The organism is Candidatus Ishikawaella capsulata Mpkobe, assembly GCF_000828515.1.
Classification (GTDB): Bacteria; Pseudomonadota; Gammaproteobacteria; order Enterobacterales; family Enterobacteriaceae; genus Ishikawella; species Ishikawella capsulata.
The window spans coordinates 308,402-333,579 of the sequence record NZ_AP010872.1 but is presented as its reverse complement, the minus strand read 5'-3'; the positions used below and the strand labels follow the sequence as shown (position 1 = coordinate 333,579).

24 protein-coding genes, 1 tRNA gene, 3 rRNA genes and 1 pseudogene are annotated in these 25,178 nt (G+C 34.4%); 2 read left to right on the top strand and 27 right to left on the bottom strand.

Translation table 11 applies throughout. The annotated features are described in order from the left end of the window. Positions 1-8: 8 nt before the first annotated feature. The 14 genes and pseudogenes from infB to ICMP_RS03320 all read right to left on the bottom strand — a co-directional run bounded on the left by infB (position 9) and on the right by ICMP_RS03320 (position 16,377). Positions 9-2,660 carry a translation initiation factor IF-2 gene (gene infB / locus ICMP_RS01465; RefSeq protein ID WP_041069165.1) on the bottom strand — a complete coding sequence of 884 codons (2,652 nt, stop codon included), beginning with the start codon at positions 2,658-2,660 and terminating at the stop codon, positions 9-11. Next, complete coding sequence (nusA, locus tag ICMP_RS01460) at positions 2,657-4,162, bottom strand: transcription termination factor NusA (RefSeq protein WP_041069163.1); 1,506 nt, start codon at positions 4,160-4,162, stop codon at positions 2,657-2,659. Before nusA ends, infB begins: the two co-directional genes overlap by 4 nt. A gap of 254 nt (positions 4,163-4,416) precedes the next feature. Beyond that, a tRNA-Leu gene (locus ICMP_RS01455) sits at positions 4,417-4,499 on the bottom strand. Positions 4,500-4,541: 42 nt separating this feature from the next. Further along, the gene (gene secG, locus ICMP_RS01450; RefSeq protein WP_041069161.1) at positions 4,542-4,832 is read right to left on the bottom strand and encodes a preprotein translocase subunit SecG; all 291 of its coding nucleotides are present in this window, start codon (positions 4,830-4,832) and stop codon (positions 4,542-4,544) included. A 4-nt stretch (positions 4,833-4,836) separates the two neighbouring features. Next, a pseudogene (locus ICMP_RS03340) lies at positions 4,837-5,848 on the bottom strand (hypothetical protein). A gap of 59 nt (positions 5,849-5,907) precedes the next feature. Then, positions 5,908-6,741, bottom strand: coding sequence for a dihydropteroate synthase (folP, locus tag ICMP_RS01440; RefSeq protein ID WP_041070063.1), 834 nt, complete (start codon positions 6,739-6,741; stop codon positions 5,908-5,910). A gap of 62 nt (positions 6,742-6,803) precedes the next feature. Then, positions 6,804-8,624 carry an ATP-dependent zinc metalloprotease FtsH gene (gene ftsH / locus ICMP_RS01435; RefSeq protein WP_084121343.1) on the bottom strand — a complete coding sequence of 607 codons (1,821 nt, stop codon included), beginning with the start codon at positions 8,622-8,624 and terminating at the stop codon, positions 6,804-6,806. Positions 8,625-8,731: 107 nt separating this feature from the next. Further along, the gene (rlmE, locus tag ICMP_RS01430; protein ID WP_041069159.1) at positions 8,732-9,358 is read right to left on the bottom strand and encodes a 23S rRNA (uridine(2552)-2'-O)-methyltransferase RlmE; all 627 of its coding nucleotides are present in this window, start codon (positions 9,356-9,358) and stop codon (positions 8,732-8,734) included. Between the two features lie 43 nt (positions 9,359-9,401). Beyond that, on the bottom strand, positions 9,402-9,878 hold the full coding sequence (greA, locus tag ICMP_RS01425) for a transcription elongation factor GreA (protein WP_041069157.1): 477 nt from the start codon (positions 9,876-9,878) through the stop codon (positions 9,402-9,404). A gap of 173 nt (positions 9,879-10,051) precedes the next feature. Then, positions 10,052-10,169, bottom strand: a 5S ribosomal RNA gene (gene rrf, locus ICMP_RS01420). 79 nt (positions 10,170-10,248) lie between these two features. Then, positions 10,249-13,149 (bottom strand): 23S ribosomal RNA (locus ICMP_RS01415). 249 nt (positions 13,150-13,398) lie between these two features. After that, positions 13,399-14,944 (bottom strand): 16S ribosomal RNA (locus ICMP_RS01410). Together the 16S, 23S and 5S rRNA genes form the textbook arrangement of a ribosomal RNA operon. A gap of 254 nt (positions 14,945-15,198) precedes the next feature. Continuing rightward, positions 15,199-16,053: a shikimate dehydrogenase gene (gene aroE / locus ICMP_RS01405; protein ID WP_052456813.1), complete on the bottom strand. Its 855-nt coding sequence runs from the start codon at positions 16,051-16,053 to the stop codon at positions 15,199-15,201. Between the two features lie 36 nt (positions 16,054-16,089). After that, positions 16,090-16,377 carry an L-threonylcarbamoyladenylate synthase gene (locus ICMP_RS03320; RefSeq protein WP_052456812.1) on the bottom strand — a complete coding sequence of 96 codons (288 nt, stop codon included), beginning with the start codon at positions 16,375-16,377 and terminating at the stop codon, positions 16,090-16,092. Positions 16,378-16,723: 346 nt separating this feature from the next. Between ICMP_RS03320 and def the strand changes: the two genes are divergently transcribed. Next, the gene (def, locus tag ICMP_RS01395; protein ID WP_041069155.1) at positions 16,724-17,221 is read left to right on the top strand and encodes a peptide deformylase; all 498 of its coding nucleotides are present in this window, start codon (positions 16,724-16,726) and stop codon (positions 17,219-17,221) included. 42 nt (positions 17,222-17,263) lie between these two features. Further along, positions 17,264-18,211 (top strand): methionyl-tRNA formyltransferase, encoded by a 948-nt coding sequence (gene fmt / locus ICMP_RS01390; protein ID WP_041069153.1) that lies wholly within the window; start codon positions 17,264-17,266, stop codon positions 18,209-18,211. A 76-nt stretch (positions 18,212-18,287) separates the two neighbouring features. Here the strand turns inward: fmt and rplQ are convergent, their stop codons facing one another. The 13 genes from rplQ to rpsH all read right to left on the bottom strand — a co-directional run bounded on the left by rplQ (position 18,288) and on the right by rpsH (position 25,154). After that, positions 18,288-18,656 carry a 50S ribosomal protein L17 gene (gene rplQ / locus ICMP_RS01385; RefSeq protein ID WP_041069152.1) on the bottom strand — a complete coding sequence of 123 codons (369 nt, stop codon included), beginning with the start codon at positions 18,654-18,656 and terminating at the stop codon, positions 18,288-18,290. Positions 18,657-18,704: 48 nt separating this feature from the next. Then, on the bottom strand, positions 18,705-19,688 hold the full coding sequence (locus ICMP_RS01380) for a DNA-directed RNA polymerase subunit alpha (RefSeq protein ID WP_041069149.1): 984 nt from the start codon (positions 19,686-19,688) through the stop codon (positions 18,705-18,707). A gap of 30 nt (positions 19,689-19,718) precedes the next feature. Continuing rightward, on the bottom strand, positions 19,719-20,339 hold the full coding sequence (rpsD, locus tag ICMP_RS01375; protein ID WP_041069146.1) for a 30S ribosomal protein S4: 621 nt from the start codon (positions 20,337-20,339) through the stop codon (positions 19,719-19,721). A gap of 41 nt (positions 20,340-20,380) precedes the next feature. Continuing rightward, positions 20,381-20,770 carry a 30S ribosomal protein S11 gene (gene rpsK, locus ICMP_RS01370; RefSeq protein ID WP_041069144.1) on the bottom strand — a complete coding sequence of 130 codons (390 nt, stop codon included), beginning with the start codon at positions 20,768-20,770 and terminating at the stop codon, positions 20,381-20,383. Between the two features lie 13 nt (positions 20,771-20,783). Beyond that, positions 20,784-21,140: a 30S ribosomal protein S13 gene (gene rpsM / locus ICMP_RS01365; protein ID WP_041069141.1), complete on the bottom strand. Its 357-nt coding sequence runs from the start codon at positions 21,138-21,140 to the stop codon at positions 20,784-20,786. Positions 21,141-21,248: 108 nt separating this feature from the next. Continuing rightward, positions 21,249-21,365 carry a 50S ribosomal protein L36 gene (gene rpmJ / locus ICMP_RS01360; RefSeq protein ID WP_041069138.1) on the bottom strand — a complete coding sequence of 39 codons (117 nt, stop codon included), beginning with the start codon at positions 21,363-21,365 and terminating at the stop codon, positions 21,249-21,251. Between the two features lie 38 nt (positions 21,366-21,403). Next, on the bottom strand, positions 21,404-22,705 hold the full coding sequence (secY, locus tag ICMP_RS01355; protein ID WP_041069135.1) for a preprotein translocase subunit SecY: 1,302 nt from the start codon (positions 22,703-22,705) through the stop codon (positions 21,404-21,406). 9 nt (positions 22,706-22,714) lie between these two features. Continuing rightward, positions 22,715-23,149: a 50S ribosomal protein L15 gene (rplO, locus tag ICMP_RS01350; RefSeq protein ID WP_041069132.1), complete on the bottom strand. Its 435-nt coding sequence runs from the start codon at positions 23,147-23,149 to the stop codon at positions 22,715-22,717. Between the two features lie 2 nt (positions 23,150-23,151). Beyond that, a complete protein-coding gene (gene rpmD / locus ICMP_RS01345; RefSeq protein WP_041069129.1) occupies positions 23,152-23,331 on the bottom strand; it encodes a 50S ribosomal protein L30 in 180 nt (59 codons plus the stop codon). Continuing rightward, on the bottom strand, positions 23,324-23,836 hold the full coding sequence (gene rpsE, locus ICMP_RS01340; protein WP_041069126.1) for a 30S ribosomal protein S5: 513 nt from the start codon (positions 23,834-23,836) through the stop codon (positions 23,324-23,326). The genes rpmD and rpsE overlap by 8 nt, the downstream gene beginning before the upstream one ends. 13 nt (positions 23,837-23,849) lie before the next feature. Next, positions 23,850-24,203, bottom strand: a complete 354-nt coding sequence (gene rplR / locus ICMP_RS01335) for a 50S ribosomal protein L18 (protein WP_041069123.1) — start codon at positions 24,201-24,203, stop codon at positions 23,850-23,852. 4 nt (positions 24,204-24,207) lie between these two features. Next, positions 24,208-24,747 carry a 50S ribosomal protein L6 gene (gene rplF, locus ICMP_RS01330; protein ID WP_041069120.1) on the bottom strand — a complete coding sequence of 180 codons (540 nt, stop codon included), beginning with the start codon at positions 24,745-24,747 and terminating at the stop codon, positions 24,208-24,210. Between the two features lie 14 nt (positions 24,748-24,761). Further along, positions 24,762-25,154, bottom strand: coding sequence for a 30S ribosomal protein S8 (gene rpsH, locus ICMP_RS01325; RefSeq protein WP_041069118.1), 393 nt, complete (start codon positions 25,152-25,154; stop codon positions 24,762-24,764). Between the last annotated feature and the right edge of the window lie 24 nt (positions 25,155-25,178).

The window sequence follows — 25,178 nt, the reverse complement described above, 5'->3', positions numbered from 1 at the left end:
AACGTGTATTAATTAATAATACGTTTCACTGTAATGAGTTTAAATACTTCTATAATGTCTTTTTCACGGATATCTTTATAGTTTTTCACTCCAATCCCACACTCCATGCCACTACGTACTTCATTAACATCCTCTTTAAATCTTCTTAAAGACTCCAATTCACCTTCATAAATCACTATATTATCACGTATTATACGAATAGGATTAGATCGTTTAATTATTCCTTCAATTACCATACATCCCGCTATAGAACCAAATTTTGTAGACTTAAAAACATTACGTACTTCGGCCATACCTATAATTTGCTGTTTGTATTCTGGACTTAACATACCACTCATAGAAGATTTTACTTCATTTATTAAATCATATATTACAGAATAGTAACGCAATGTTAAATTTTGTGATTCAATTACATATCGTGCAGAAGAATCAGCTCTTACATTAAATCCTAGGATAATAGCATTAGAAGCGGCGGCTAAAGTAGCATCTGTTTCTGTAATACCACCTACTCCAGAACCAACAATTTTTACTTCAACTTCTTCATTGGAAAGTTTTAAAAGACTGTCAGAAATTGCTTCTACTGAACCTTGTACATCTGCTTTTAGAACAATATTTAATTCAGATAAGTCACCTACCATCTTCAAGTTAGAAAACATATTTTCTAAAGTAGACTTATTTCGATCAGTGAATTTATTTTCACGTAATTTACTTTGACGATATAATGCTACTTCACGAGCTTTTTTTTCATCACGTACTACTATAGCTTCATCTCCAGTAGCAGCTATACCAGAAAGACCAAAAATTTCTACAGGAATTGATGGACCAGCTGAAGAAACTTCTTTACCTAATTCGTCACGCATTGCTCTCACACGACCATACTCTAAGCCACATAAGACAACATCACCTTTATTTAATATACCAGAACGTACTAATACAGTAGCTACTGGTCCACGACCTTTATCAATACAAGATTCGATAACAATACCGTTAGCCATACCACTGAAAACAGCAGTTAACTCTAAAATTTCCGCTTGTAGTAAAATAGATTGTAGTAAGGTATCAATACCTGTACCTATTTTTGCTGATACATTAACGAATGTGTTCTCACCTCCCCATTCTTCTGGTAAAATATCATATTTACTCAGTTCATTTTTTACTCTATCAATATTAGCTTCTAATTTATCTATTTTATTTATAGCCACTATCACTGGTACGCCAGCTGCTTTAGCATGTTGAATAGCCTCTATCGTTTGTGGCATTACCCCATCATCAGCAGCAACTACTAATATTACTATATCGGTAACTTTAATTCCCCGTGCACGCATAGCAGTAAATGCTGCATGTCCAGGAGTATCAAGAAAGGTAATCATGCCATTTTCTGTTTCTACATGATATGCTCCTATATGTTGAGTAATACCTCCAGCTTCACCGGAAGCAATTTTAGTAGAACGAATATAATCTAGAAGAGATGTCTTACCATGATCTACATGACCCATAATAGTAACTACCGGTGCACGAGGTGCTAAATCAGCAATATTTCCTGTATCACGATCATTCATAATTGCACTTTCTAACTCGTTATCATAGCGCAAAATAACTTTGTGACCCATTTCTTCAGCTATAATCTGAGCGGTTTCTTGATCAATTACTTGATTGATAGTTGCAATTATCCCCATATTCATCATACACTTGATAAGTTCAGAACTTTTTACTGCCATTTTAATTGCTAATTCAGCAACAGTAACAGTTTCTCCAATTTGAACAATGCGATTAAACGTTTGTTTAGGCTTATTAAAATTTCGTTTTAATGAAGAACTAGATTTGCGATGTTTAGTATTTTTGGATACTCGAATAGCTGCCTTAGCCTCTTCACGATCAATTTTTGCTTCTGAATGTTTATTGCTTTTTTTAGAACGATTTAATTTAGATGGACGAATGCGCATATTTTCTATTGCTTGATCATTTTCATCTTCTGCTTGACGTGCATGATGAGATGTCATCAGATGATAATCTGTATTATCTTGTTCTTCTATTTTTTTCCAAGAATGTGTTTTATCTAATGCAACACGACGTGTCTCTTCAACTACCCGACGAGCATTTTCTTCTATTTTGCGACGTACCTCTCCTTCAACCTTATGTTTCAAATTAGCAACTTTTACACTTAAGCTAGATTCACGTGAGTGAGAGGTTTTATTATCTTCTTTAGGATGTGTATTCTTCACTTTATATTTTTCCGCAATTTTCTCATTAACGGTTTTAACAATTTTTTTATGAGCAGATTGATCAAGTTTAGCTTTCAATATATTATCTGTTTTTTTACAAACAGTTTGCTCTTTAGAGAGTTTTGTTCTTATCTGAGAAATAGGTTCTTTAATTTGCGATTTTATATAAGTACGTTTTTTACGTACTTCAACCTGTACATATTTATCCTTTCCAGTTGTACTGGTAATATTTAAAGTACTTCTAGTTTTTCGCTGTAATGTAAGTTTATTTGAATTTTCATATTCATTATTAAGATAACAAAGCAAAATTTCTCTTTCTTGCTGGTTGACAGAATCATTTGCGGATTTACATATGCCTGCAGCAGCAAAATGTTTTAATAAAATATTCAATGGAGTTTTAATTTCTTCCGCTAGGGATTTTATAGTTACATCTGTCATGCTGTTTCTTCCTCTAATGATGATTTATTGCCAAACCAGCAAATATTACGAGCTGCCATAATGAGAGCTCCGGCTTTTTTATCATCAAGTCCTTCAATATCACTAAGATCATCCACTCCTTGCTCAGCAAGATCTTCTAGAACTTTGACACCTTTTTCTGCTAATCTAAAAGCTAAATTACGTTCCATTCCTTTAAGATTTAGAATATCGGCAGATGGTTCATAATGGCGACTTTCTTTTTTGGATAATTCTAAAGTAATTAACTTGTTTTTTGCACGTTCACGAAGTGTTTTAATAATTTGTTTATCTAATCCATTTATTGCTAGTAATTCACTAATTGGCACGTATACTAATTCTTCAATGGATGAAAAACCTTCTTCTACCAGACTAGAAGCAGTCTTTTTATCAACATTTAAATATTTAATAAACATATCAATTGCTGCATAATTTTCAGCTTGATGTTTAGATTTTAGGTCTTTTATAGTCATTACATTTAATTCCCATCCACTTAATTGAGCAGCAAGACGTACATTCTGACCATTTGTACCTATTGCTTGAGCTAAATTTTCAACTTCTACTGCAATATCCATAGTTTTATTATCTTCATCTACTACAATGGAGGCTACATCAGCTGGAGCCATAGCATTAATTACAAATTGCACAGGATTATCATCCCATAGCACAATATCTATTCGCTCATTATTCAATTCACTAGAAACTGCTTGCACACGAGATCCTCTCATTCCAACACAAGCACCTATAGGGTCTATGCGCTGATCTTTGGTTTTTACAGCAATTTTTGAGCGATATCCCGGATCCCTAGCGGCTTTTTTTATTTCAATTATACCTTCACCAATTTCTGGTACTTCAATACGGAATAATTGTATGAGCATTTCTGGTTTTGAACGTGTGATGAAAAATTGAGTTCCTCGTGAATCAGTGCGTATGTAATAAAGTACACCACGAATACGATCTCCTAATCTAAAATTTTCGTGAGTTAACATATCTTCACGTAAAATAATAGCTTCCGCCTGATAACCTAAGTCTAATATAATATTGTTTCTATTTATTTTTTTTACAGTACCAGTAACAATTTCTCCTTGTTTTTGACGAAAATGAGCTATTATCATTGCTCGTTCAGCTTCTCTTACTTTTTGAATAATAACGTGTTTAGCAGTTTGTGTAGTAATGCGATCAAACGCAATTGACTCTATCTGAGATTCTATAAAATCTCCTAATTTAATGTTTTTATTATCCAAAATAGCTGCGTCTAAAGTAATTTCACGTGTAGGTTGAATAACTTCTTTTACTATTTTCCATCTGCGAAAAGCATCATAATCCCCACTTTTCCGATTAATACTAATACGTACATCAATATCCTGCTCATATTTTTTTCTGGTAGCCGTAGCTAATGCGCTTTCAAGAGCTTCAAAAATTTTTTCACGCGGTAGAGATTTTTCATTAGACACGGCTTCGACAACAGCTAAAATCTCTTTATTCATAATATGCCTCAATCCGTATTATTCTTTTCCTTTCCTTATTAAATATATTTTTATTTAAATTACTACTTTTAGTATATAACACTCATGTCATTATGTAATAATACATTGACAAGACTTACTATCTAGGCATCAAACATAGTTGATGTTACACAAAGTCATTTGTATTATATACAATATAAAAATATATACCAATGTTATTTGGTATAAAATACGATAAAGTCCTGTAAAATGCAAACATTGATAAAAATACTTGATACCGAGGACGGGACTCGAACCCGTAGACCTTAGAGGCACTACCACCTCAAGGTAGCGTGTCTGCCAATTCCACCACCTCGGTATTTTGTGATTGTAGAAAAAGTAATCTATTTAGGTTGATTGGTTATTTTTGAACGGATTGACGGGTTTCAACTTTTTTGTCAGAAAGATTTTCCCATGTGCTTTTTTTTAACATATTATGATTATTTAAAATTATACTTATCAAAAAAAACAATATGGCTAATAGAACTGTGATTAGCATCATAAAGTTGCTAGAACTAGGCGAATTAAATAATTTAGAAGAAACTATAGCTCCTGACCATCCTATGTCAGCACCTTTACCTGATTGTAACAATATTATTGTAATCAAAAGTATTGAGGTAATAAAAAAAATTATTAAACAAGCTTGATACATAAATTTACCTGCATCTCTCAGGGAGAGATATAATATATCTAATAATACCTTTAATTACATCTGCTATGCGATTAGCTAATAAAGATGCTTGTTCTTCATTTTCCGATGTAACTATTACACGAATCACTGGTTCCGTACCGGCGTTAAGTAACAATACATACCCTCTACTAGGAATTTAATGGATTAGAAACCTGTCAAGTTTTTATTAATATTTGAGGCATCATTTTTATACCATTACATAGCTTAGCTCATATAGACTCATATGATTACGTATCATAACTGTAAGCACTTGTAAGCCTGCACTGCCATCTGCAGTGGTTATTTTATCTAATAAAATTATATGCCCGGAATATTCGTCGCCTAAATACCACTCTTGTTTGAGAATTTTTTCTAAAATATAGCGATTTCCTAATTTTATTTTAACGAAAGGAATACTCATTTTTTTCAAATATCATTCCAATCCTACATTACTCATTCCAATCCTACATTACTCATTACACTATAACACCACCTTTGATTTTTCTTTGACTAAAATTTCATGGGAAATTATAAAGAGTATTTGATATCCATCAACCTTATTTCCCAAATGATCAACCATCAGGACTTGATCACCATCATAAGCTAAACAAAAATCAGCTATTTCATCTGCAACTTTCTTTTTAAAGAGATCTAGATTATTACCATTAGGAGATGTACAGATAGGAATAACAGTTGCTCATAATTCAATTAATACCTTAGGTGCAATATTATAAGTTGACCCATTTGTACAATATACAACAATTTTTAAATTAGTTTTCCGAGGAAATGTCCCTTTACAAGATTCTATCTATATACTGTCCTGCTGCATCTAGAATATGCTTTGTCTTACCTAACTTAGATTTACACATGTCAATGAATTTATCATATTCCTATCAATAGCTTCCTCTATATTTTCCTACAATAATTTTTTTAGATTTATTATAACAAACAATTTTACCTGCTACCCATCCTAATTTTAGAAAAACATCTGGAGTAATTGGTACTGTTCCAAATTAACCTCGCATACCATTCGTACAAAAATATTTAAGCTTAATAATTATATCTGAGGTTTCCTTCTTAAAGCTGCAACAATATTCATTGCTTCTACTGTTTCTTTAACATCATGAGTACGAATAATATGTATTCCTTGTAAAGCAGCTATAACAGCACAGGTAATACTGCCTATTAAACATTGTGAAGTATTTAGAATGTCTCTTATCATAGATTTACGAGACATACCTACAACTAAAGGTAATCCAAAATGATGAAACTTAATTAAGTTAACAAGAATATCATAATTATGATTTATACTTTTACCAAATCCAAATCCTGGATCTAGTAACAAATTTTTTTTAGGTATTCCTGCAGACTCGCAACAAATGATTCTTTGAGAAAAAAAATTATTAATTTCGCTACATACATTTTTTTTATATTGTGGATTGTATTGCATAGTTTGTGGATTACCTTGCATATGCATTAAACATACTGGTAATCCAACTTCTGCAGCTGCTTCAATTGAGCCCTCCATACAAAGGGAACGAATATCATTAATAATATGAGAACCGGCTTTGGACGATTCACGGATTACCTCAGGCTTGGAAGTGTTAACTGATATTAAAACGTCAAATCTTCTAGTAATTGCCTCAATAACAGGTATAACCCGATCTAATTCTTCTTGAATACTTACTTCCTTAGCACCAGGTCGTGTCGATTCTCCCCCCACATCTATAATACTTGCACCATCATTTATCATTTTACCAGTATAATTGATTGCATCTGGTAATTTATAATATTTACCACCATCATAAAAAGAATCTGGTGTAGTATTAAGAATGCCCATAATTTTAGGAAAAGAAAGATCTATTTTGGAATTATGAATATATAATTGCATTATATTACATCCGCCTAATATATTTTCTTCTTCCTTAGAACTAACTATTAGCATTTATAGGATCATTTATTTTTCTCATTGTCCAAATTTTTTGGTGGACGTACTTCACGCCTAGCCATTAAATCCTCTATTTGAAGTGCATTAATAGTTTCGTATTTTAGAAGAGCATCTTTCATAGCATGTAATATATCTATATTTTCATTTAAAATATTACGTGCTCTTTGATAGTTATGTTCTATTAATTTTTGTATTTCTTGATCAATAATACTGGCGGTTTCCTCAGAAATATATTTAGCTAGTACAGATGATTTATCTACAAAACCTTCTCCTTCTTCATCATATAACAAAGGACCTAATTTTTCAGAAAAACCCCATTGGGTTACCATCTTACGAGCTATATTAGTCGCTAATTTAATATCATTAGCACATCCAGTAGAAACCTGATGAATACCGTAAATAATTTCTTCTGCCACCCGACCACCATACAAAGCAGAAATTTTACTTTCTAACTTTTCTTTGCTAAATGTAAGAACATCAGTTTCTGGTAAGAAACAAGTAAGACCTAATGCTGTACCTCGGGGAATGATAGTTATTTTATGTACCGGATCATGTTGAGGTACTAAAAATGAAATAATAGTATGTCCTGCCTCATGGTAAGCTGTTACTTCTTTTTGTTTTTCTGTCATGACTAGAGATCGACGTTCAGTTCCCATCATTATTTTATCTTTAGCCTTTTCTAAATCACTCATGAATACCAATTTCTTATTCGCACGAGCCGCTAATAAAGTAGCTTCATTTACTAAATTTGCTAAATCAGCACCAGAGAATCCCGGAGTACCACGAGCAATAATAACTGGATTAGTATCTGAGGATAAAGGTATACGTTGCATGTGTAGTCGTAAAATTTGCTCTCGGCCTCGAATATCTGGTAATCCTACTAATACTTGACGATCAAATCTTCCCGGACGTAATAATGCAGGATCTAAAACATCAGGACGATTGGTTGCAGCAATAATAATAATACCTTTATTACCTGTAAAACCATCCATTTCTACTAACATTTGATTTAAAGTTTGTTCGCGTTCATCATTACCACCACCTACTCCGACTCCACGTTGTCTACCAACAGCATCAATTTCATCAATAAATATAATACATGGTGCTGATTTTTGTGCTTGACTAAACATATCTCTAACACGTGCTGCACCTACTCCAACAAACATCTCTACGAAATCAGAACCTGATATAGTAAAAAATGGCACCTTAGCTTCACCAGATATTGCCTTTGCTAACAAAGTTTTACCGGTACCAGGTGGACCTACCAAAAGCACTCCCTTTGGAATTTTACCGCCTAATTTTTCAAACTTGCTTGGGTTCCTCAAATATTCTACTAAGTCACTAACTTCTTCTTTTGCTTCATCACATCCTGCTACATTTTCTAAAGTAGTATTTAAATTTTCCTTTAATAAGCGCGCTTTACTTTTACCAAAAGACAGAGGGTTCCCTTTTCCATCTTGTATTTGGCGTAACATTGAGCCCCATATGCCAATTAAGAATATTAAGGGTATCCAAGATAATAACATAGAAATAAATGATAGTTCATTATCATATTCGCCGATAATCCTAACATTGTGTTCAGATAAACTCTTGATTAAGTTCACATCATAATATCCAGGAATATAGGTGATATATGTGCTAAAATCATTTTTTAAAACCCTAATTTCACGTCCATTGATGCGTGTTTGTTTGATCTCATCATGATTGATTTGTGAGATAAATTTGGAATAATCTGTTATTTTATGATCATTTCCATACTTAATGCTTTGAAATGCTGACATCATAGTTATAGTAACTATCATCCATATAACTAAGTTCTTCGCCATTTCACTCAATATATTCACCTCATCATTGCAATTGTGTTAAATAACAATATAGTATCTTTATTAAAAGAATAAGATTGATTACTTGTATTATTTCACTATATAAGAACCTATAGCTTGCGCTGTTTTGCTAAAATATATACTTCACGTGAAGTTAAATACGAAGCATTAGGTTTAATAATTTTCACTTTGCGAAAAAATAAACTGATCTTTTTGAAAGATTCATTAAAACCTTCTCCTTGAAATATTTTTACTAAAAAACTTCCTTTGTCAGATAAAACTTTTACTGATATCTTTAATGCAGACTCTACTAAATATATTGTATTAGGTATATCAATATTAGGTATTCCACTTATATTAGGAGCCATATCAGACATTACAACCTGAATATTTGTAGTATCAATACTATTAAATATATCTTGCAATACGGTTTTACGGATATCTCCTTGAAAAAATTTTACATTAATCATAGGTTTCATAGGCAATATATCACAGGCAATGACATAGCCATGTGGTTGAATACATTTTGCCGCATATTGTGACCAGCTACCTGGTGAAGACCCCAAATCTAAAACATCCATACCAGGATAAAAAATTTTTTCTTTTTTTTGTATTTCTTCAAGTTTAAAGTAGGCACGTGACCGCAATTTTTTTTCATGAGCCTGTTTCACATATTTATCACTAAAATGCTTTCTGAGCCAACTTTTTGAACTATTATAACGTTTTTTTACTATCATAAACTTCACTAAATTTTTTAAAATATATTTTTATATAGTGATATTAAATATATTCTACTTTTAAAATTTCATATTTTATGTCACCACTAGGAGTTTTAACAATAGTTGTGTCTTCTACGGCTTTTCCTATTAAACCACGTGCTATAGGTGAAGTTATGGAAATTAAATTCTTTTTAAAATTTGCTTCATCTTCTCCTACAATACAATAAGTTATTTTTTCGTGTGTATTCAGTTTCAATACTGTAACGGTAGCTCCAAAAATGACTTTGCCATTATTAGAAATTTTAGTAACATCAATAATTTGAGCATTAGAAAGTTTATTTTCTATATCTTTAATTCGCCCTTCACAAAAGCCTTGTTCTTCACGTGCTGCATGATATTCAGAATTTTCTTTAAGATCTCCATGTTCACGTGCTTTTGCGATAGAAGCAATAATAAGAGGGCGTTTCACATTCTTCAATTTGTACAATTCTTGATATAATTTTTCCGCTCCTCTGAGAGTCATAGGAATTTTATTCATATAAAATCCTTAGTTTTTTTATATTAAAAACTTCCCTCTTTATTTCATTATAAACTAATTATCTCCAAATCTCATGGAGAGATGTAATAATATTAATAAAGATTATTACACTAAATTAAATGTTTTTCAAGGCAAAAATTATTAATTTAGATATAATATATGATTATAGCAAAATATGGTAATTTCCTAATGTCATATGTGGTAGACCCTACACTACCATCGGCGTAACTACATTTTACTTCTGAGTTTGGAATGGAATCAGGTGGTTCTACCGTACTAATTACTACCAGGTAACCTTTATTAAATAATTTATATCATAGATAATTAATTGGTACAAGCTAAATATTTTATAACACGTCTCTAGTGTTGTGAAGTTAAGTCTCACGGGTCATTAGTACTGGTTAGCTCAACACATCACTATGCTTACACATCCAGCCTATCAACGTCGTTGTCTTCAACGTCCCTTTAGGAGGTATAATAACCTCAGGGAAAACTCATCTTAGGGCAAGTTTCGTGCTTAGATGCTTTCAGCACTTATCTTTTCCGTACTTAGCTACCGGGCAATGCCATTGGCATGACAACCCGAACACCAGAGGTACGTTCACTTCGGTCCTCTCGTACTAGAAGCAACCCCCTTCAATTTTCCAACGCCCACGGCAGATAGGGACCGAACTGTCTCACGACGTTCTAAACCCAGCTCGCGTACCACTTTAAATGGCGAACAGCCATACCCTTGGGACCTACTACAGCCCCAGGATGTGATGAGCCGACATCGAGGTGCCAAACACCGCCGTCGATATGAACTCTTGGGCGGTATTAGCCTGTTATCCCCGGAGTACCTTTTATTCGTTGAGCGATGGCCCTTCCATGCAGAACCACCGGATCACTAAGACCTGCTTTCGCATCTGTTCGCGTTGTCACGCTCACAGTTAAGCCAGCTTATGCCTTTGCACTAACCTCACGATATCCGACCGTGATTAGCTGACCTTTGTACTCCTCCGTTACTCTTTGGGAGGAGACCGCCCCAGTCAAACTACCCACCAGACAATGTCCGCATTCCGGATTACGGAATTACGTTAGAATATTGAATATCAAAGGGTGGTATTTCAAGGTTGACTCCATGTAAACTAGCGTCCACATTTCTTAGTCTCCCACCTATCCTACACATCAAGATTCAATATTCATTGCCAAGCTATAGTAAAGGTTCACGGGGTCTTTCCGTCTTGCCGCGGGTACACTGCATCTTCACAGCGATTTCAATTTCACTGAGTCTCGGGTGGAGACAGCCTGGCCATCATTACGCCATTCGTGCAGGTCGGAACTTACCCGACAAGGAATTTCGCTACCTTAGGACCGTTATAGTTACGGCCGCCGTTTACCGGGGCTTCGATCAGGAGCTTTTCTTTCGATAACTCCATCAATTAACCTTCCGGCACCGGGCAGGCATCACACCGTATACGTCCACTTTCGTGTTTGCACAGTGCTATGTTTTTAATAAACAGTTGCAGCCAGCTGGTATCTTAGACTAATCTCAGCTCTGGGAGTTAATCCTTTCACCTAATATTAGTGTGCCTTCTCCCGAAGTTACGGCACTATTTTGCCTAGTTCCTTCACCCGAGTTCTCTCAAGCGCCTGAGTATTCTCTACTTTACTACCTGTGTCGGTTTGAGGTACGATTTAGTATTACCTATAGCTTAGAGGCTTTTCTTGGAAGTGTGGCATTTGTTACTTAGGTACCTGAGTACTTTGTTATCACACCTCAATTTTAACTTTTCGGATTTACCTAAAAAGTCAATCTACATGTTTAAACCAAGATAAACCGTCACTTGGCTAACATAGCCTTCTTCGTCCCCCCTTGGCAGTAATACTAAGTACAGGAATATTAACCTGTTCACCATCGACTACACCTTGCGGTCTCGTCTTAGAAATCGACTTACCCTGCCCCGATTAACGTTGGACAGGAAACCTTAGTTTTTCGGCGAGTAGGTTTTTCACCTACTTTATCGTTACTCATGTCAGCATTCGCACTTCTGATACCTCCAGTAATTTTTTTAAATTACCTTCATAAGCTTACAGAACGCTCCCCTACCCAACAATTTTTAAGTTGTTGCCGCAGCTTCGGTACATAATTTAGCCCCGTTACATCTTCCGCGCAGGCTGACTCGACCAGTGAGCTATTACGCTTTCTTTAAATGATTGCTGCTTCTAAGCCAACATCCTGGCTGTCTAAGCCTACCCACATCGTTTCCCACTTAATTATGATTTAGGGACCTTAGCTGGCGGTCTGGGTTGTTTCCCTCTCCACGACGGACGTTAGCACCCGCCGTGTGTCTCCCATGATTACATTCTTCGGTATTCGTAGTTTGCATCGAGTTGGTAGGCTTGGAAAGCCCCCTAAGCGAAACAGTGCTCTACCCCCGAAGATGATACATGAGGCGCTACCTAAATAGCTTTCGGGGAGAACCAGCTATCTCCTGGTTTGATTGGACTTTCACCCCTAACCACAGGTCATCCGCTAATTTTTCAACATTAGTCGGTTCGGTCCTCCAGTTGGTATTATCCAACCTTCAACCTGCCCATGGCTAGATCACCAGGTTTCGGGTCTATATCTTGCAACTTAATGCCCATTTAAGACTCGGTTTCCCTACGGCTCCCTTATTCAGTTAACCTTGCTGCAAAATATAACTCGCTGACCCATTATACAAAAGGTACGCAGTCACACTTAAAAGTGCTTCTACTGCTTGTACGTATATGGTTTCAGGTTCTATTTCACTCCCCTCGCCGGGGTTCTTTTCACCTTTCCCTCACGGTACTAGTTCACTATCGGTCAGTCAGGAGTATTTAGCCTTAGAGGATGGTCCCCCTTTATTCAAACAGGATATCACGTGTCCCGTCCTACTCATTGAGCTCACAATATATAAAGTTTAATTATACGGGACTATCACCCTGTATCGTCAATGTTTCCAAATTGTTCTACTACTTCATATTTTGATTAAGGCTCTGGGCTGTTCCCCTTTCGCTCGCCACTACTAAGGGAATCTCGGTTGATTTCTTTTCCTCGAAGTACTTAGATGTTTCAGTTCCTTCGGTTTGCTTCACAACACTATGTATTTATGTTGTGATGATGTATCTTTGTACACCAGGTTTCCCTATTCGGATATCGCCGGTTATAGCGGTTCATATCACCTTACCGACGCTTTTCGCAGATTAGCACGTCCTTCATCGCCTCTGACTGCCAAGGCATTCACCATATACGCTTAATTACTTAACTTCACAACCCACAGACGTTTTATAAAAATATTACTAAATTCTTATAGTATTTCTTTAGAATTTATTATTTTATTAGCCTGTTCCAATTTGTTAAAGAACACATAAATACATTAAAAATAAATTAATTATAGTATTTTAAACCAAATACTTTAATTAAAAACTTATTTATTTCTTTACTGAACTGCCATTAACATAAATCACTTTTATCAAGTAATTTATGTGAGTACTAAATAGATTGTATTCTAAAATTTAAGGAGGTAATCCAACCACAGGTTCCCCTACAGTTACCTTGTTACGACTTCACCCCAGTCATAAATCACAAAGTGGTAAGCGCCCTCCTATAAAGGTTAAGCTACCTACTTCTTTTGCAACTTACTCCCATGGTGTGACGGGCGGTGTGTACAAGGCCCGAGAACGTATTCACCGTGGCATTCTGATCCACGATTACTAGCGATTCCTACTTCATAGAGTCGAGTTGCAGACTCTAATCCGAACTACGATGTACTTTTTGAGTTTTGCTTGCTCTTGCGAGATTGCTTCTCTTTGTATACACCATTGTAGCACGTGTGTAGCCCTGGTCATAAGGGCCATGATGACTTGACGTCATCCCCACCTTCCTCCAGTTTAATACTGGCAGTCTCCTCTGAGTTCCCGGCCATGCCGCTGGCAACAGAGGATAAGGGTTGCGCTCGTTGCGGGACTTAACCCAACATTTCACAACACGAGCTGACGACAGCCATGCAGCACCTGTCTCAGAGTTCCCCGAAAGGCACTTATATATCTCTATATAATTCTCTGGATGTCAAGACCAGGTAAGGTTTTTCGCGTTGCATCGAATTAAACCACATGCTCCACCGCTTGTGCGGACCCCCGTCAATTCATTTGAGTTTTAACCTTGCGGCCGTACTCCCCAGGCGGTCGACTTAATGCGTTAGCTACAAAAACCACAAGTCAAGCTTACAGTTTTTTAGTCGACATTGTTTACAGCGTGGACTACCAGGGTATCTAATCCTGTTTGCTCCCCACGCTTTCGCACCTGAGTGTCAGTTTTCGTCCAGAAGGTCGCCTTCGCCTCTGATATTCCTCCAGATATCTACGCATTTCACCGCTACACCTGGAATTCCACCTCCCTCTACGAAACTCTAGTTTATCAGTTTCACATGCAGTTCCTAGGTTAAGCCCAGGGATTTCACATATGACTTAATAAACCACCTACGTGCTCTTTACGCCCAGTAATTCCGATTAACGCTCGCACCCCCCGTGTTACCGCGGCTGCTGGCACGGAGTTAGCCGGTGCTTCTTCTGCGGGTAACGTCAATATATGAGAATATTAGGCTCATATCCTTCTTCCCCGCTGAAAGTACTTTACAACCCTAAGGCCTTCTTCATACACGCGACATAGCTGCATCAGGCTTGCGCCCATTGTGCAAGATTCCCCACTGCTGCCTCCCGTAGGAGTCTGGACCGTATCTCAGTTCCAGTGTGGCTGGTCATCCTCTCAGACCAGCTAGGGATCGTTGCCTAGGTGAGCCTTTACCCCACCTACAAGCTAATCCCATCTAGGTTCATCTGATGGTGTGAGGCCATAAGGTCCCCCACTTTGGTTTTACAACATTATGCGGTATTAGCTACCGTTTCCAGTAGTTATCCCCCGCCATTAGGTAGATCCCCAGACATTACTCACCCGTCCGCCACTCGTCAGCAAAAAAGCAAGCTTTTTTCTGTTACCGTTCGACTTGCATGTGTTAAGCTTGCCGCTAGCGTTCAATCTGAGCCATGATCAAACTCTTCAATTTTTGAAATATGCTTTACTTTTTTGATAAGGCATATGTCTGTGCGAAAACATATAACAAATAATTTGATTATACGTTATATCTCACAGACATTTGATCTCTTTATAGCTTGAATATCAATCTATAAGTACCCACATAAATTACTTGATAAGTTTTTAGAAATTAATATTTTCCTATTCAAAGATAATTTATCTTTATCTATTTTAAGTTATTAGTCAAGTTTTTATTTATTATTTTTCATAATTTATTGAATAATCTTATGAAAAAGAGAGTTTCTCTGCAGAGTTTTTTTTGGATGATAAATATCTATTTTGAAAATATTTGATAACTGGCTCAACGGATGGCATTATACCATGCCATAAATAAAAAGAATGTGCAGCTTGATTTACTAGCATTCCTAAACCATCTGCCAGCATATATGCACCTCTTTTATTACTCCATTCTAAAAATGGTGTTAAAGTCGATTTATAAAACATATCATAACATCGTGTATTTGATTTAATTGTCGTATCAGGCAATAAAGGACTTTCTCCACAGATTCCACTTGAAGTTGCATTGATAACTAAATCAAAATGTCTTTTAGCTAATTGATCAAAATCACAAATATCAATTTTACCCTTTATTTTAAATATATTTGCTAATGTTTCAGCACGGGATATAGTACGATTTGTTATCGTTAGGATTGCGCCGGTGGAAAGCAATGGTAATATAACTCCTCGTGCTGCTCCCCCTGCTCCTAATAATAATATTCTATAGTTTTTATCTATCATTTTAAGCCTTTTTAAATCACTTAATAAACCTATACCATCTGTATTATCACCTAATATATGTTCATTATTAATTAATTTAAATGTATTAACCGCACCTGCCAAGTAAGCACGTTCAGTAAGTTCATGAGCTAAGTGCCATGCTTCTTCCTTAAAGGGTACAGTAATATTTAATCCTTTACCACCTTGCATAAAGAAATTATTAACAGCTTTTTTAAATCCATATATAGGTACACTTACTCTTTCGTAAGGATGAAAAATACCAGTTTGCTTAGAGAAACAGCTATGAATGAGTGGTGATTTGCTATGGTGTACTGGATTACCAAATACAGCAAATATTTTCATTTATTCCTACCCTTTTCTAAGGATATCTCCAGTTAATTATGGTATGGCAGCAATATTTTGATGGCTACTAGTGTGTCTTAGTACTGATGAAACAGTACTTAATATCCGACAAAGTAATTTCACATATAGATGTTTACTAACACGTATAGCAAGTGATTGAAATTTGTCTGTTAGCCAACTTAGTGTTGGATCTGGTGTAGCTACTACAAAAATCCCCGGACGACCTGACCAACAGTAAAAAATGTGCTTTTTTTGAATGCGAGATATGTTTTTTTCTTTTACATAATGTTTTAACTGTATATAATATGATAAAATTAAAATCAATCCTTTGTTTACTGATATTTACTTGATATTTAATCAGTTATTTACTGCTATTTCATTATCTAGATCAAAACAAAGTGCAAATACTGCTTTTGTTAGATAGGCTAAAATGTCAATTTATTGCAATTTTTTAATATAACTAATCAATAAATAGACAGTATTTTTATCATGTATAATTCTAATTATATTACTTCATTAAGTTTATTGCACGAAATATATTTTTTATTATATATTAGATAAATTATTATTTATTAATAAGTTTATTATTATTGTGTAGCATATTAAAATATTTAGTAAAGCATATTTTGATATATCATAAATCATTAATTTTATTCTATAGTGGTTGTTTATGTCAATATTAAAAATATTGCACTTCCCTGATCATCGCTTGCGTAGAATAGCTAAATTAGTAACGCATGTTGATAAACATATCCAATACCTTATTGATGATATGTCAGAAACTATGTATGCAGAACAAGGTATTGGTTTAGCTGCTACTCAAGTAGACATTAATCAACGTATTATCGTTATTGATGTTTCCGAAAATCGTGATTCACTATATGTAATGATTAATCCTGAAGTTTTGGAAAAACGTGGTCATGCTAGAATTAAAGAAGGATGTCTTTCTATTCCTAATTTTCGTGATTTTGTTTCACGTGCTGAATATATAAAAATACAGGCTCTTGACAGAGATGGAAAAAAATATGAGTTAGAATCATATGGTTTATTGGCTATATGTATTCAACATGAAATTGATCATTTAGATGGTAAATTATTTATTGACTATTTATCACCTCTCAAGCGTCAACGTATTGAAAAAAAAATTAGTAAATTCAACTTCTGTTAAAGTTTATAATATGCAGAATAATTTTTATTAGAGGGTAAATAATTGTCTAATTATTTAAAAATCATTTTTGCGGGAACTTCTAATTTTTCTACTCATTATCTAAAACATTTACTGTTTTCAAAACATCAAGTAGTAGGGGTTTTTACAAAACCTAATCGGCCATCTGGAAGAGGTAGAAAAATGACACCTAGTCCTGTTAAAATTTTAGCAGAACAATACCATATACCTGTATTCCAGCTACCAACTATGCAATCAGAAAAAGTACAAGAATCAGTAGCAAAGTTAAATGCTGATATTATGGTGGTAGTAGCATATGGATTAATAATCCCAGAGATTATTTTAAATAACCTTAGATTTGGAGGTATAAATGTTCATACTTCATTATTACCTCGTTGGCGAGGTGCGGCCCCTATCCAAAGAGCTTTAGCTTCTGGTGATAGTGAGACAGGTATAACTATCATACAAATGGATAATGGTTTAGATACGGGTAATATTCTTTATCAAAACGCTTGTCCTATAACATTTCGAGATACAAGTTTATCTCTTTCGGAAAAATTAATCTCTCTAGGTATATCTGCGTTAGAAATGACTTTAATAAAAATAATAAGAAATCAATTATCGCCAATTAAACAAGATAAAGATAATGTCACTTATGCTAATAAGATTAATAAAGAAGAAGCTAAGTTAAATTGGTCTCTATCTGCTGTACAACTAGAATTATTTATTCGTGCATTTAATCCTTGGCCAATTAGCTATTTTATAAATGATGATAAAATCATTAAAGTTTGGAAAGCTAGTGTATTAAATGAGGGGGGAAATCATATTCCTGGAAAAATCCTTTTGACAAATAAAGACGGTATTCAGATAGCGACTACAAAAGGTATTTTAAATATAGAAATTGTACAACCAGCAAATAAGAGAATAATGCATGTACAAGATTTACTTAACTCTCAATCGAAGTACTTTATGCCTGGTAAGATATTATTATAAATGGTGAATATGAGTAAAAGTAAAAAACCTATTAATAGGTTTTTTACTTTATGTAAGAAAGTAATTTTCTTGAAGATTATTTATGTACTGATTGCTGAATTAGTTTAATATATGCCATTGAAGCATTATCTCCTTTACGAAAACCACATTTGAATATTTGTGTATATCCTCCAGGACGGGTTAAAAATCTTGGACCCAGATCATTAAATAATTTTGAAACAGTTTCATTATTACGAAGGCGAGAAAATGCTAAGCGACGATGAGATACACTATCTACTTTACTAAGAGTAATTAAAGGTTCAATTACCCTACGTAATTCTTTAGCTTTAGGTAGAGTGGTTTTAATGAGTTCATGGCGTACTAATGAGCTAGCCATATTACGAAACATAGCTTTGCGATGACTACTATTTCTATTTAGCTGACGACCACTTTTACGATGATGCACGTTTTATTCTCCTATTTTACAATAAAATTCATAAAATTAGTTACTCCTCTATTCTATAATAATTGCTGGTGGCCAATTTTCTAAACGCATACCTAAAGAAAGACCTCTAGCAGCAAGTACATCTTTGATTTCAGTAAGAGATTTCTTACCCAGATTAGGAGTTTTAAGTAATTCTAGTTCCGTACGTTGTACTAAATCACCGATATAATGAATTGCTTCTGCTTTTAGACAATTAGCAGAACGCACTGTCAATTCTAAATCATCAACAGAACAAATCAATAGGGGATCAAACTCTGGTTTTTCTTCTTTAACTTCTACTTTATTTATATTACGTAAATCAACAAAGGATTCGAGTTGTTCAGCTAAAATAGTAGCAGCGCAGCGAATAGCTTGTTCAGGATCAATCGTACCATCTGTTTCCATATCTATAATTAGTTTATCTAAATCCGTACGTTTTTCTACCCTTGCTGATTCTACATTGTAAGAAATACGATCTATAGGGCTATAACATGCATCAATTAGAATACGGCCAATAGGGCGATTTTCTTGTAAATGAATTCTACTTAAAGCAGTAACATATCCTCTACCTCTTTGTACTTTAATGCGCATATTAATAGATGCATTCTCACTAGTCAGATGACATAAAACATGTTCTGGTTTAATAATCTCTACACCTGTATTATGATTAATATCAGCAGCAGTTACAGGGCCAATACCAGATTTTTGTAAAGTTAAAATTACCTCTTCTTTATTTTCAACCTTAACTGCTAAACTTTTAAGGTTAAGTAATATTTCTAATATATCTTCCTGAACGCCTTCTTTGGTACTATACTCATGAAGCACGCCATCTATTTCAACTTCAGTTACTGCATATCCTGGCAGAGAAGAAAGAAGAATACGACGTAGTGCATTACCAAGAGTATGTCCGAAACCACGTTCTAATGGCTCAAGAGTTACTTTTGCATGTGTTGAACTTATTTGTTCTATATCTACTAAACGTGGTTTAAGAAACTCTATTACAGAACCCTGCATTATATCCTCACTATTAGTTAGTACTAAGGTTTACTTAGAGTAAAACTCGACAATCAGGTTCTCATTGATGTCAGCTGATATATCGGTTCGCTCCGGTTTACGCTTACAAATACCTTCCATTTTATTTCTATTAATCTCTAACCAGCTAGGTTTTTCACGTTGTTCAGCTAAATCTAAAGCTACTTTTATTCTCTGGTGATTTTGTGATTTTTCTTGAATACTAATAATATCATGAGGAGATATTTGATAAGAAGGTATATTTACAGCACGATTATTTATCAAAATACACCTATGATTGACTAATTGACGTGCTTCTGCACGAGTACATCCAAAACCTATACGATATACTACATTATCTAAACGAGATTCTAGTAAAGATAAAAGATTTTCTCCGGTATTGCCTTTTAGACGAGATGCTTTTTTATAATAATTCCGGAATTGTCGTTCTAATATACCATATAGTCGACGAACTTTTTGTTTTTCGCGTAATTGCATACCATATTCTGACATACGATTTTTACGTATACCATGCTGTCCTGGTATTTTATCAATTTTACACTTAGAATCAATTGTTTGAACTCCTGATTTCAAAAATAAATCTATGCCCTCACGACGACTTAGCCTAAGTTTAGGTCCTGAATATTTCGCCATTATTTTCTCCTAATATCCTAATGAAATTGAAATTAGATATATTATACTCGACGTTTTTTAGGTGGACGACAACCGTTATGAGGAATCGGTGTCACATCAGTAATATTAGTGATTCGGAAACCTGCAGCATTTAAAGCACGAATAGTAGATTCACGACCTGGACCCGGACCTTTTACCATAACTTCTAAATTTTTAATACCATGTTCTTTAGCGCTTTCAGCACAACGTTCAGCAGCTACTTGTGCAGCAAATGGTGTAGATTTACGGGATCCACGAAACCCAGAACCACCAGCAGTCGCCCAACCTAATGAATTTCCTTGACGATCTGTAATAGTCACGATTGTATTATTAAAAGATGCATGAATATGTGCTATACCATCTACTATTTGTTTCTTTGTACGTTTCTTTATACGATTTGCTGTTTTTGTCATTTTTTTACCGTAATTATTTTTTTATCAATTTACGTGGACCTTTCCTTGTACGAGCATTCGTTTTAGTTCGTTGACCATGTACTGGAAGACTCTTACGGTGACGAATACCTCTATAACAACTAAGATCCATGAGACGTTTTATATTCACATTAATTTCTCTGCGTAAATCACCTTCTACAACTAATTTACTTACTATATCACGTAAACTATCAATTTGTGCTTCTGATAATTGATTTACCTTAATATTTTCCGAAATACCTATTTTAGTGCAAATAGTTTTAGAACGACTCTTCCCAATGCCATAAATGGCAGTTAGTGCAATAATAGTACGTTTATTATCAGGAATATTTATACCTGCTATACGAGCCACTATTAACTCCTATTAATTTAAATATTATATTAATTACTATGTAAATAGGATACCTATGTTAATAGATATTTACTATAAAATAGTTTATTTTTTATAAAAATAATTCAATTAACCTTGACGTTGTTTATGTTTTGGGTCGGTACTGCAGATAACACGTACGATACCACGACGAAAAATAATTTTACAATTGCGGCATAGTTTTTTGATAGAAGTACGTACTTTCATTTTTTTCTCCTTAATTGCATTAATTATATTATAATAAGTTAATGAATAAATCCTTTCAAATTGGCTTTCTTTAATGCAGATTCATACTTACTAGACATTATTAATGTTTGTATTTGTGATATAAAATCTATAATAACTACAACTACTATTAATAATGATGTTCCCCCAAAATAAAAAGGTACTTTCATAGCATGACGCATAATTTCTGGAACAAGACAAATAAAGGTAATATAAATTGCACCAATCATAGTTAATCTTGTCATAATCGTATCGATATATCGAGCAGTTTTCTCTCCAGGCCTAATACCTGGTATAAAAGCTCCTGATTTTTTTAAATTATCTGCTGTGTCTCGTGGATTAAAAACTAAAACTGTATAGAAAAAACAAAAGAAAACAATAGCTGTGCTGTATAATAATAAGTAAATTAATTGTCCCGGTTGTAAATAAAGAGAAATTTGTGTTAGTAAATAATTATTCATACTTCTCCCAAACCAAGATGCTATAGTAGCAGGAAATAAAATAATGCTAGAAGCAAAAATTGCAGGAATAACACCAGCCATATTTATTTTCAATGGTAAATGACTGGTTGGTTGATAATATGGTCGACGACCTTGTTGTCGATGAGCATAATGTACTATTATACGACGTTGACCTCTTTCAACAAATACTACAAAAAAAATTATTGCAAATATCAATATTACAATTAATAATAATTCGGTAAATTGTAAATCACCTTGTCTTGATCGTTCAAGAGTATGACCAATTGCTGGTGGTAAACTAGCTATAATACCTGTAAAAATAAGTATAGAAATCCCATTTCCTATACCATGATCAGTTAGTTGTTCTCCTAACCACATTAAAAAAATAGTACCAGTTACTAAGCTCATTACTGATATAAAATAAAACTGCATATTATGATTAAAGATCAAATTATCTATTCCAGCTATTTTTGGTAAAGCTGTAGTAATGCCTACCGACTGTAATATTGCTAATGCCAGCGCACTATACCTGGTATACTGATTGATCTTCAGTCGGCCGATTTCTCCATCTTTTTTTATATCAGCTAAAGTTGGATTTACAATACTTAACAATTGTATTATAACCGATGCTGAAATGTATGGCATGATACCTAATGCAAATATAGAAGCACGGCTAAGAGCACCTCCAGAAAACATATTCAACATGTCAATTATAGTACCGTTTTGTTGGTTAAGTAATTTCGAAAGTACAGTAGTATTTATACCTGGAATTGGAATATAAGATCCAATACGAAATATAATGATAGCAGTAATTACAAATAATACTCTATGCTTTAATGAATCAAGACTAGTTTTAGCCATCTCAATTACTTATTCCTCAATTATACCACCGGCAGCTTCAATCGCCATGCGTGCACCTTTAGTCACTTTAATACCTGTTACAGTTACCGGAGTAGAAAATTCTCGAGAGAATATTAATTTCACAAATTTAATTTGCACACCTATAATATTGGCCTTTTTTAAAGTATTCAAATTAATAATGTTACTTTTAATTGTTTTTAATTCCGATAATCTAATTTCTGCAGATAATTTTTTTGTAAGTGATTTAAAGCCAAATTTTGGTAGACGACGATACAGAGGCATTTGACCACCTTCAAAACCTCTTCGTATCTTACAGCCAGAACGTGACTTCTGTCCTTTATGACCGCGACCAGATGTTTTACCTAATCCAGATCCAATTCCACGTCCTAAACGTTTAGCCTTGCGTCTAGATCCCTTAACAGGAGATAGTGTATTTAAACGCACGTTTATTCCCTCACTTCAACCATATACGAAATTAATTTAACCATACCACGTATAGCAGGTGTATCCATGCGTTCTACGGTATGTCTAATACGACGCAAACCCAAACCAATTAAAATGGCCCGATGTTTAGGTTTACAACCTATTGCACTGCGAATTTGAGTTATTTTAATCGTCTTAATCATCACAATCACACCAAATATCTTTGATAGATTTACCACATTTAGCGGCGATCATTTGTGGAGATTTCATTTTACTTAAACCATCAATGGTTGCACGTACGATATTAATTGGATTAGTAGATCCATAAGCTTTAGCAAGTACATTATGTACTCCAGCAACTTCTAACACTGCACGCATAGCACCACCAGCAATTATACCTGTTCCTTGGGAAGCTGGTTGCATGAATATCTGAGAACCAGTATGATCTCCTTTAACAGCATGATAAAGTGTACCATTAGTCAAAACAATCTTGATCATATTCTTACGAGCTTTTTCCATAGCTTTTTGTATAGCTGCTGGAACTTCTCGAGCTTTACCATAACCAAAACCAACACGACCTTTTCCATCACCTACTACAGTTAGAGCAGTAAAAGAAAAAATCCGTCCACCCTTAACCGTTTTTGAAACACGATTTACTGCTACTAATTTTTCTTGAATTTCACCTGATTGTTTTTCTAAGTGTGCCATATTTACCTCTATCTTAAAACTGAAGACCAGCTTTACGAGCAGCTTCTGCTAGTACTTGTATACGACCATGATATTGGAACCCGGAGCGGTCAAAAGAAACATATTTCACCCCTTTTTCAAGAGCACGATAGGCTAGTTGTTTTCCTACTATAGCAGCAGCTTCTTTATTTCCAGTATATTTTAATTGTTTAGCAACACTTTTTTCTACAGTAGAAGCAGCAACTATAACATGGGCATTCTTGGGATCAATTATTTGAGCATATATATGACGAGGTGTACGATGTACCACTATACGTACAGTTCGTAATCTTTTTAATTTTTGATGTGTACGACTGGCACGTCGTATACGATTTATTTTTTTATTCATAGTATTACTTTTTCTTCGCCTCTTTAGTACGCACAAATTCATCAACATAACGAATACCTTTGCCTTTATAGGGTTCTGGACGACGGTATGAACGTAAATCAGATGCAACTTGACCAAGTAATTGCTTATCAGCTCCTTTAAGGACAATTTCTGTCGGAGATGGACATTCTGCTACTATCCCTGAAGGTAATGGATAATTAATAGAATGAGAAAATCCAACAGTTAGCGTAATCATATTACCTTTTAAAGAAACACGATAACCCACCCCTATTAACTGAAGTTGCTTAATAAATCCTTCTGTAACTCCGATGACCATAGCCTGTAAAATAGAACGTACTGTACCTGCTTGTGTCCATCCATATCTATTAAAGTAATTATTATGGGGTAGGCATCTTAAAACATTATTATCATAATTTACTTTAACTGTATGATTGATAGAATATTTTAATTCCTGATTTCTACTCTTAATTAAAATCAGCTGCTTATCAACTTTTACTGTGACATTATTAGGAATCACTATAGGTTTTTTAGCAACACGAGACATTTTTCCTCCATTTATTATGCTACAGAGCAAATAATTTCTCCACCAAGACCCAATTGTCTTGCGGAACGGTCTGTCATTACACCTTTACATGTAGAAACTAAAATGATTCCCATACCCGCCATTATTTTAGGTAACTTATTTTTTCTCTTATATATGCGTAATCCTGGACGACTTATTCGTTCAATATTTTCTATAACTGGTTTTCCTTTAAAATATTTTAATTTTAATTCCAAAACAGATTTTATATTTCCTTCAATATTAAAATTATCAATATATCCCTCTTCTTTTAAAATAAAAGCAATAGCAGCTTTCATTTTTGAAGAAGGAATACGTACTATTAACTTATTTGATGCTTGACTATTGCGTATTCTAGTTAGCATATCAGCAATAGGATCTTGCAGACTCATTAGCAATTACTCCTAAACTATATT

Excerpts from the sequence above, each read along its gene's own strand:
- infB (WP_041069165.1), bottom strand. The coding sequence starts at position 2,660 with ATGACAGATGTAACTATAAAATCCCTAGCGGAAGAAATTAAAACTCCA.
- nusA (WP_041069163.1), bottom strand. The coding sequence starts at position 4,162 with ATGAATAAAGAGATTTTAGCTGTTGTCGAAGCCGTGTCTAATGAAAAA.
- secG (WP_041069161.1), bottom strand. The coding sequence starts at position 4,832 with ATGTATCAAGCTTGTTTAATAATTTTTTTTATTACCTCAATACTTTTG.
- folP (WP_041070063.1), bottom strand. The coding sequence starts at position 6,741 with ATGCAATTATATATTCATAATTCCAAAATAGATCTTTCTTTTCCTAAA.
- ftsH (WP_084121343.1), bottom strand. The coding sequence starts at position 8,624 with ATGGCGAAGAACTTAGTTATATGGATGATAGTTACTATAACTATGATG.
- rlmE (WP_041069159.1), bottom strand. The coding sequence starts at position 9,358 with ATGATAGTAAAAAAACGTTATAATAGTTCAAAAAGTTGGCTCAGAAAG.
- greA (WP_041069157.1), bottom strand. The coding sequence starts at position 9,878 with ATGAATAAAATTCCTATGACTCTCAGAGGAGCGGAAAAATTATATCAA.
- aroE (WP_052456813.1), bottom strand. The coding sequence starts at position 16,053 with ATGAAAATATTTGCTGTATTTGGTAATCCAGTACACCATAGCAAATCA.
- def (WP_041069155.1), top strand. The coding sequence starts at position 16,724 with ATGTCAATATTAAAAATATTGCACTTCCCTGATCATCGCTTGCGTAGA.
- ICMP_RS01380 (WP_041069149.1), bottom strand. The coding sequence starts at position 19,688 with ATGCAGGGTTCTGTAATAGAGTTTCTTAAACCACGTTTAGTAGATATA.
- rpsD (WP_041069146.1), bottom strand. The coding sequence starts at position 20,339 with ATGGCGAAATATTCAGGACCTAAACTTAGGCTAAGTCGTCGTGAGGGC.
- rpsK (WP_041069144.1), bottom strand. The coding sequence starts at position 20,770 with ATGACAAAAACAGCAAATCGTATAAAGAAACGTACAAAGAAACAAATA.
- rpmJ (WP_041069138.1), bottom strand. The coding sequence starts at position 21,365 with ATGAAAGTACGTACTTCTATCAAAAAACTATGCCGCAATTGTAAAATT.
- secY (WP_041069135.1), bottom strand. The coding sequence starts at position 22,705 with ATGGCTAAAACTAGTCTTGATTCATTAAAGCATAGAGTATTATTTGTA.
- rpmD (WP_041069129.1), bottom strand. The coding sequence starts at position 23,331 with ATGATTAAGACGATTAAAATAACTCAAATTCGCAGTGCAATAGGTTGT.
- rpsE (WP_041069126.1), bottom strand. The coding sequence starts at position 23,836 with ATGGCACACTTAGAAAAACAATCAGGTGAAATTCAAGAAAAATTAGTA.
- rplR (WP_041069123.1), bottom strand. The coding sequence starts at position 24,203 with ATGAATAAAAAAATAAATCGTATACGACGTGCCAGTCGTACACATCAA.
- rplF (WP_041069120.1), bottom strand. The coding sequence starts at position 24,747 with ATGTCTCGTGTTGCTAAAAAACCTATAGTGATTCCTAATAATGTCACA.
- rpsH (WP_041069118.1), bottom strand. The coding sequence starts at position 25,154 with ATGAGTCTGCAAGATCCTATTGCTGATATGCTAACTAGAATACGCAAT.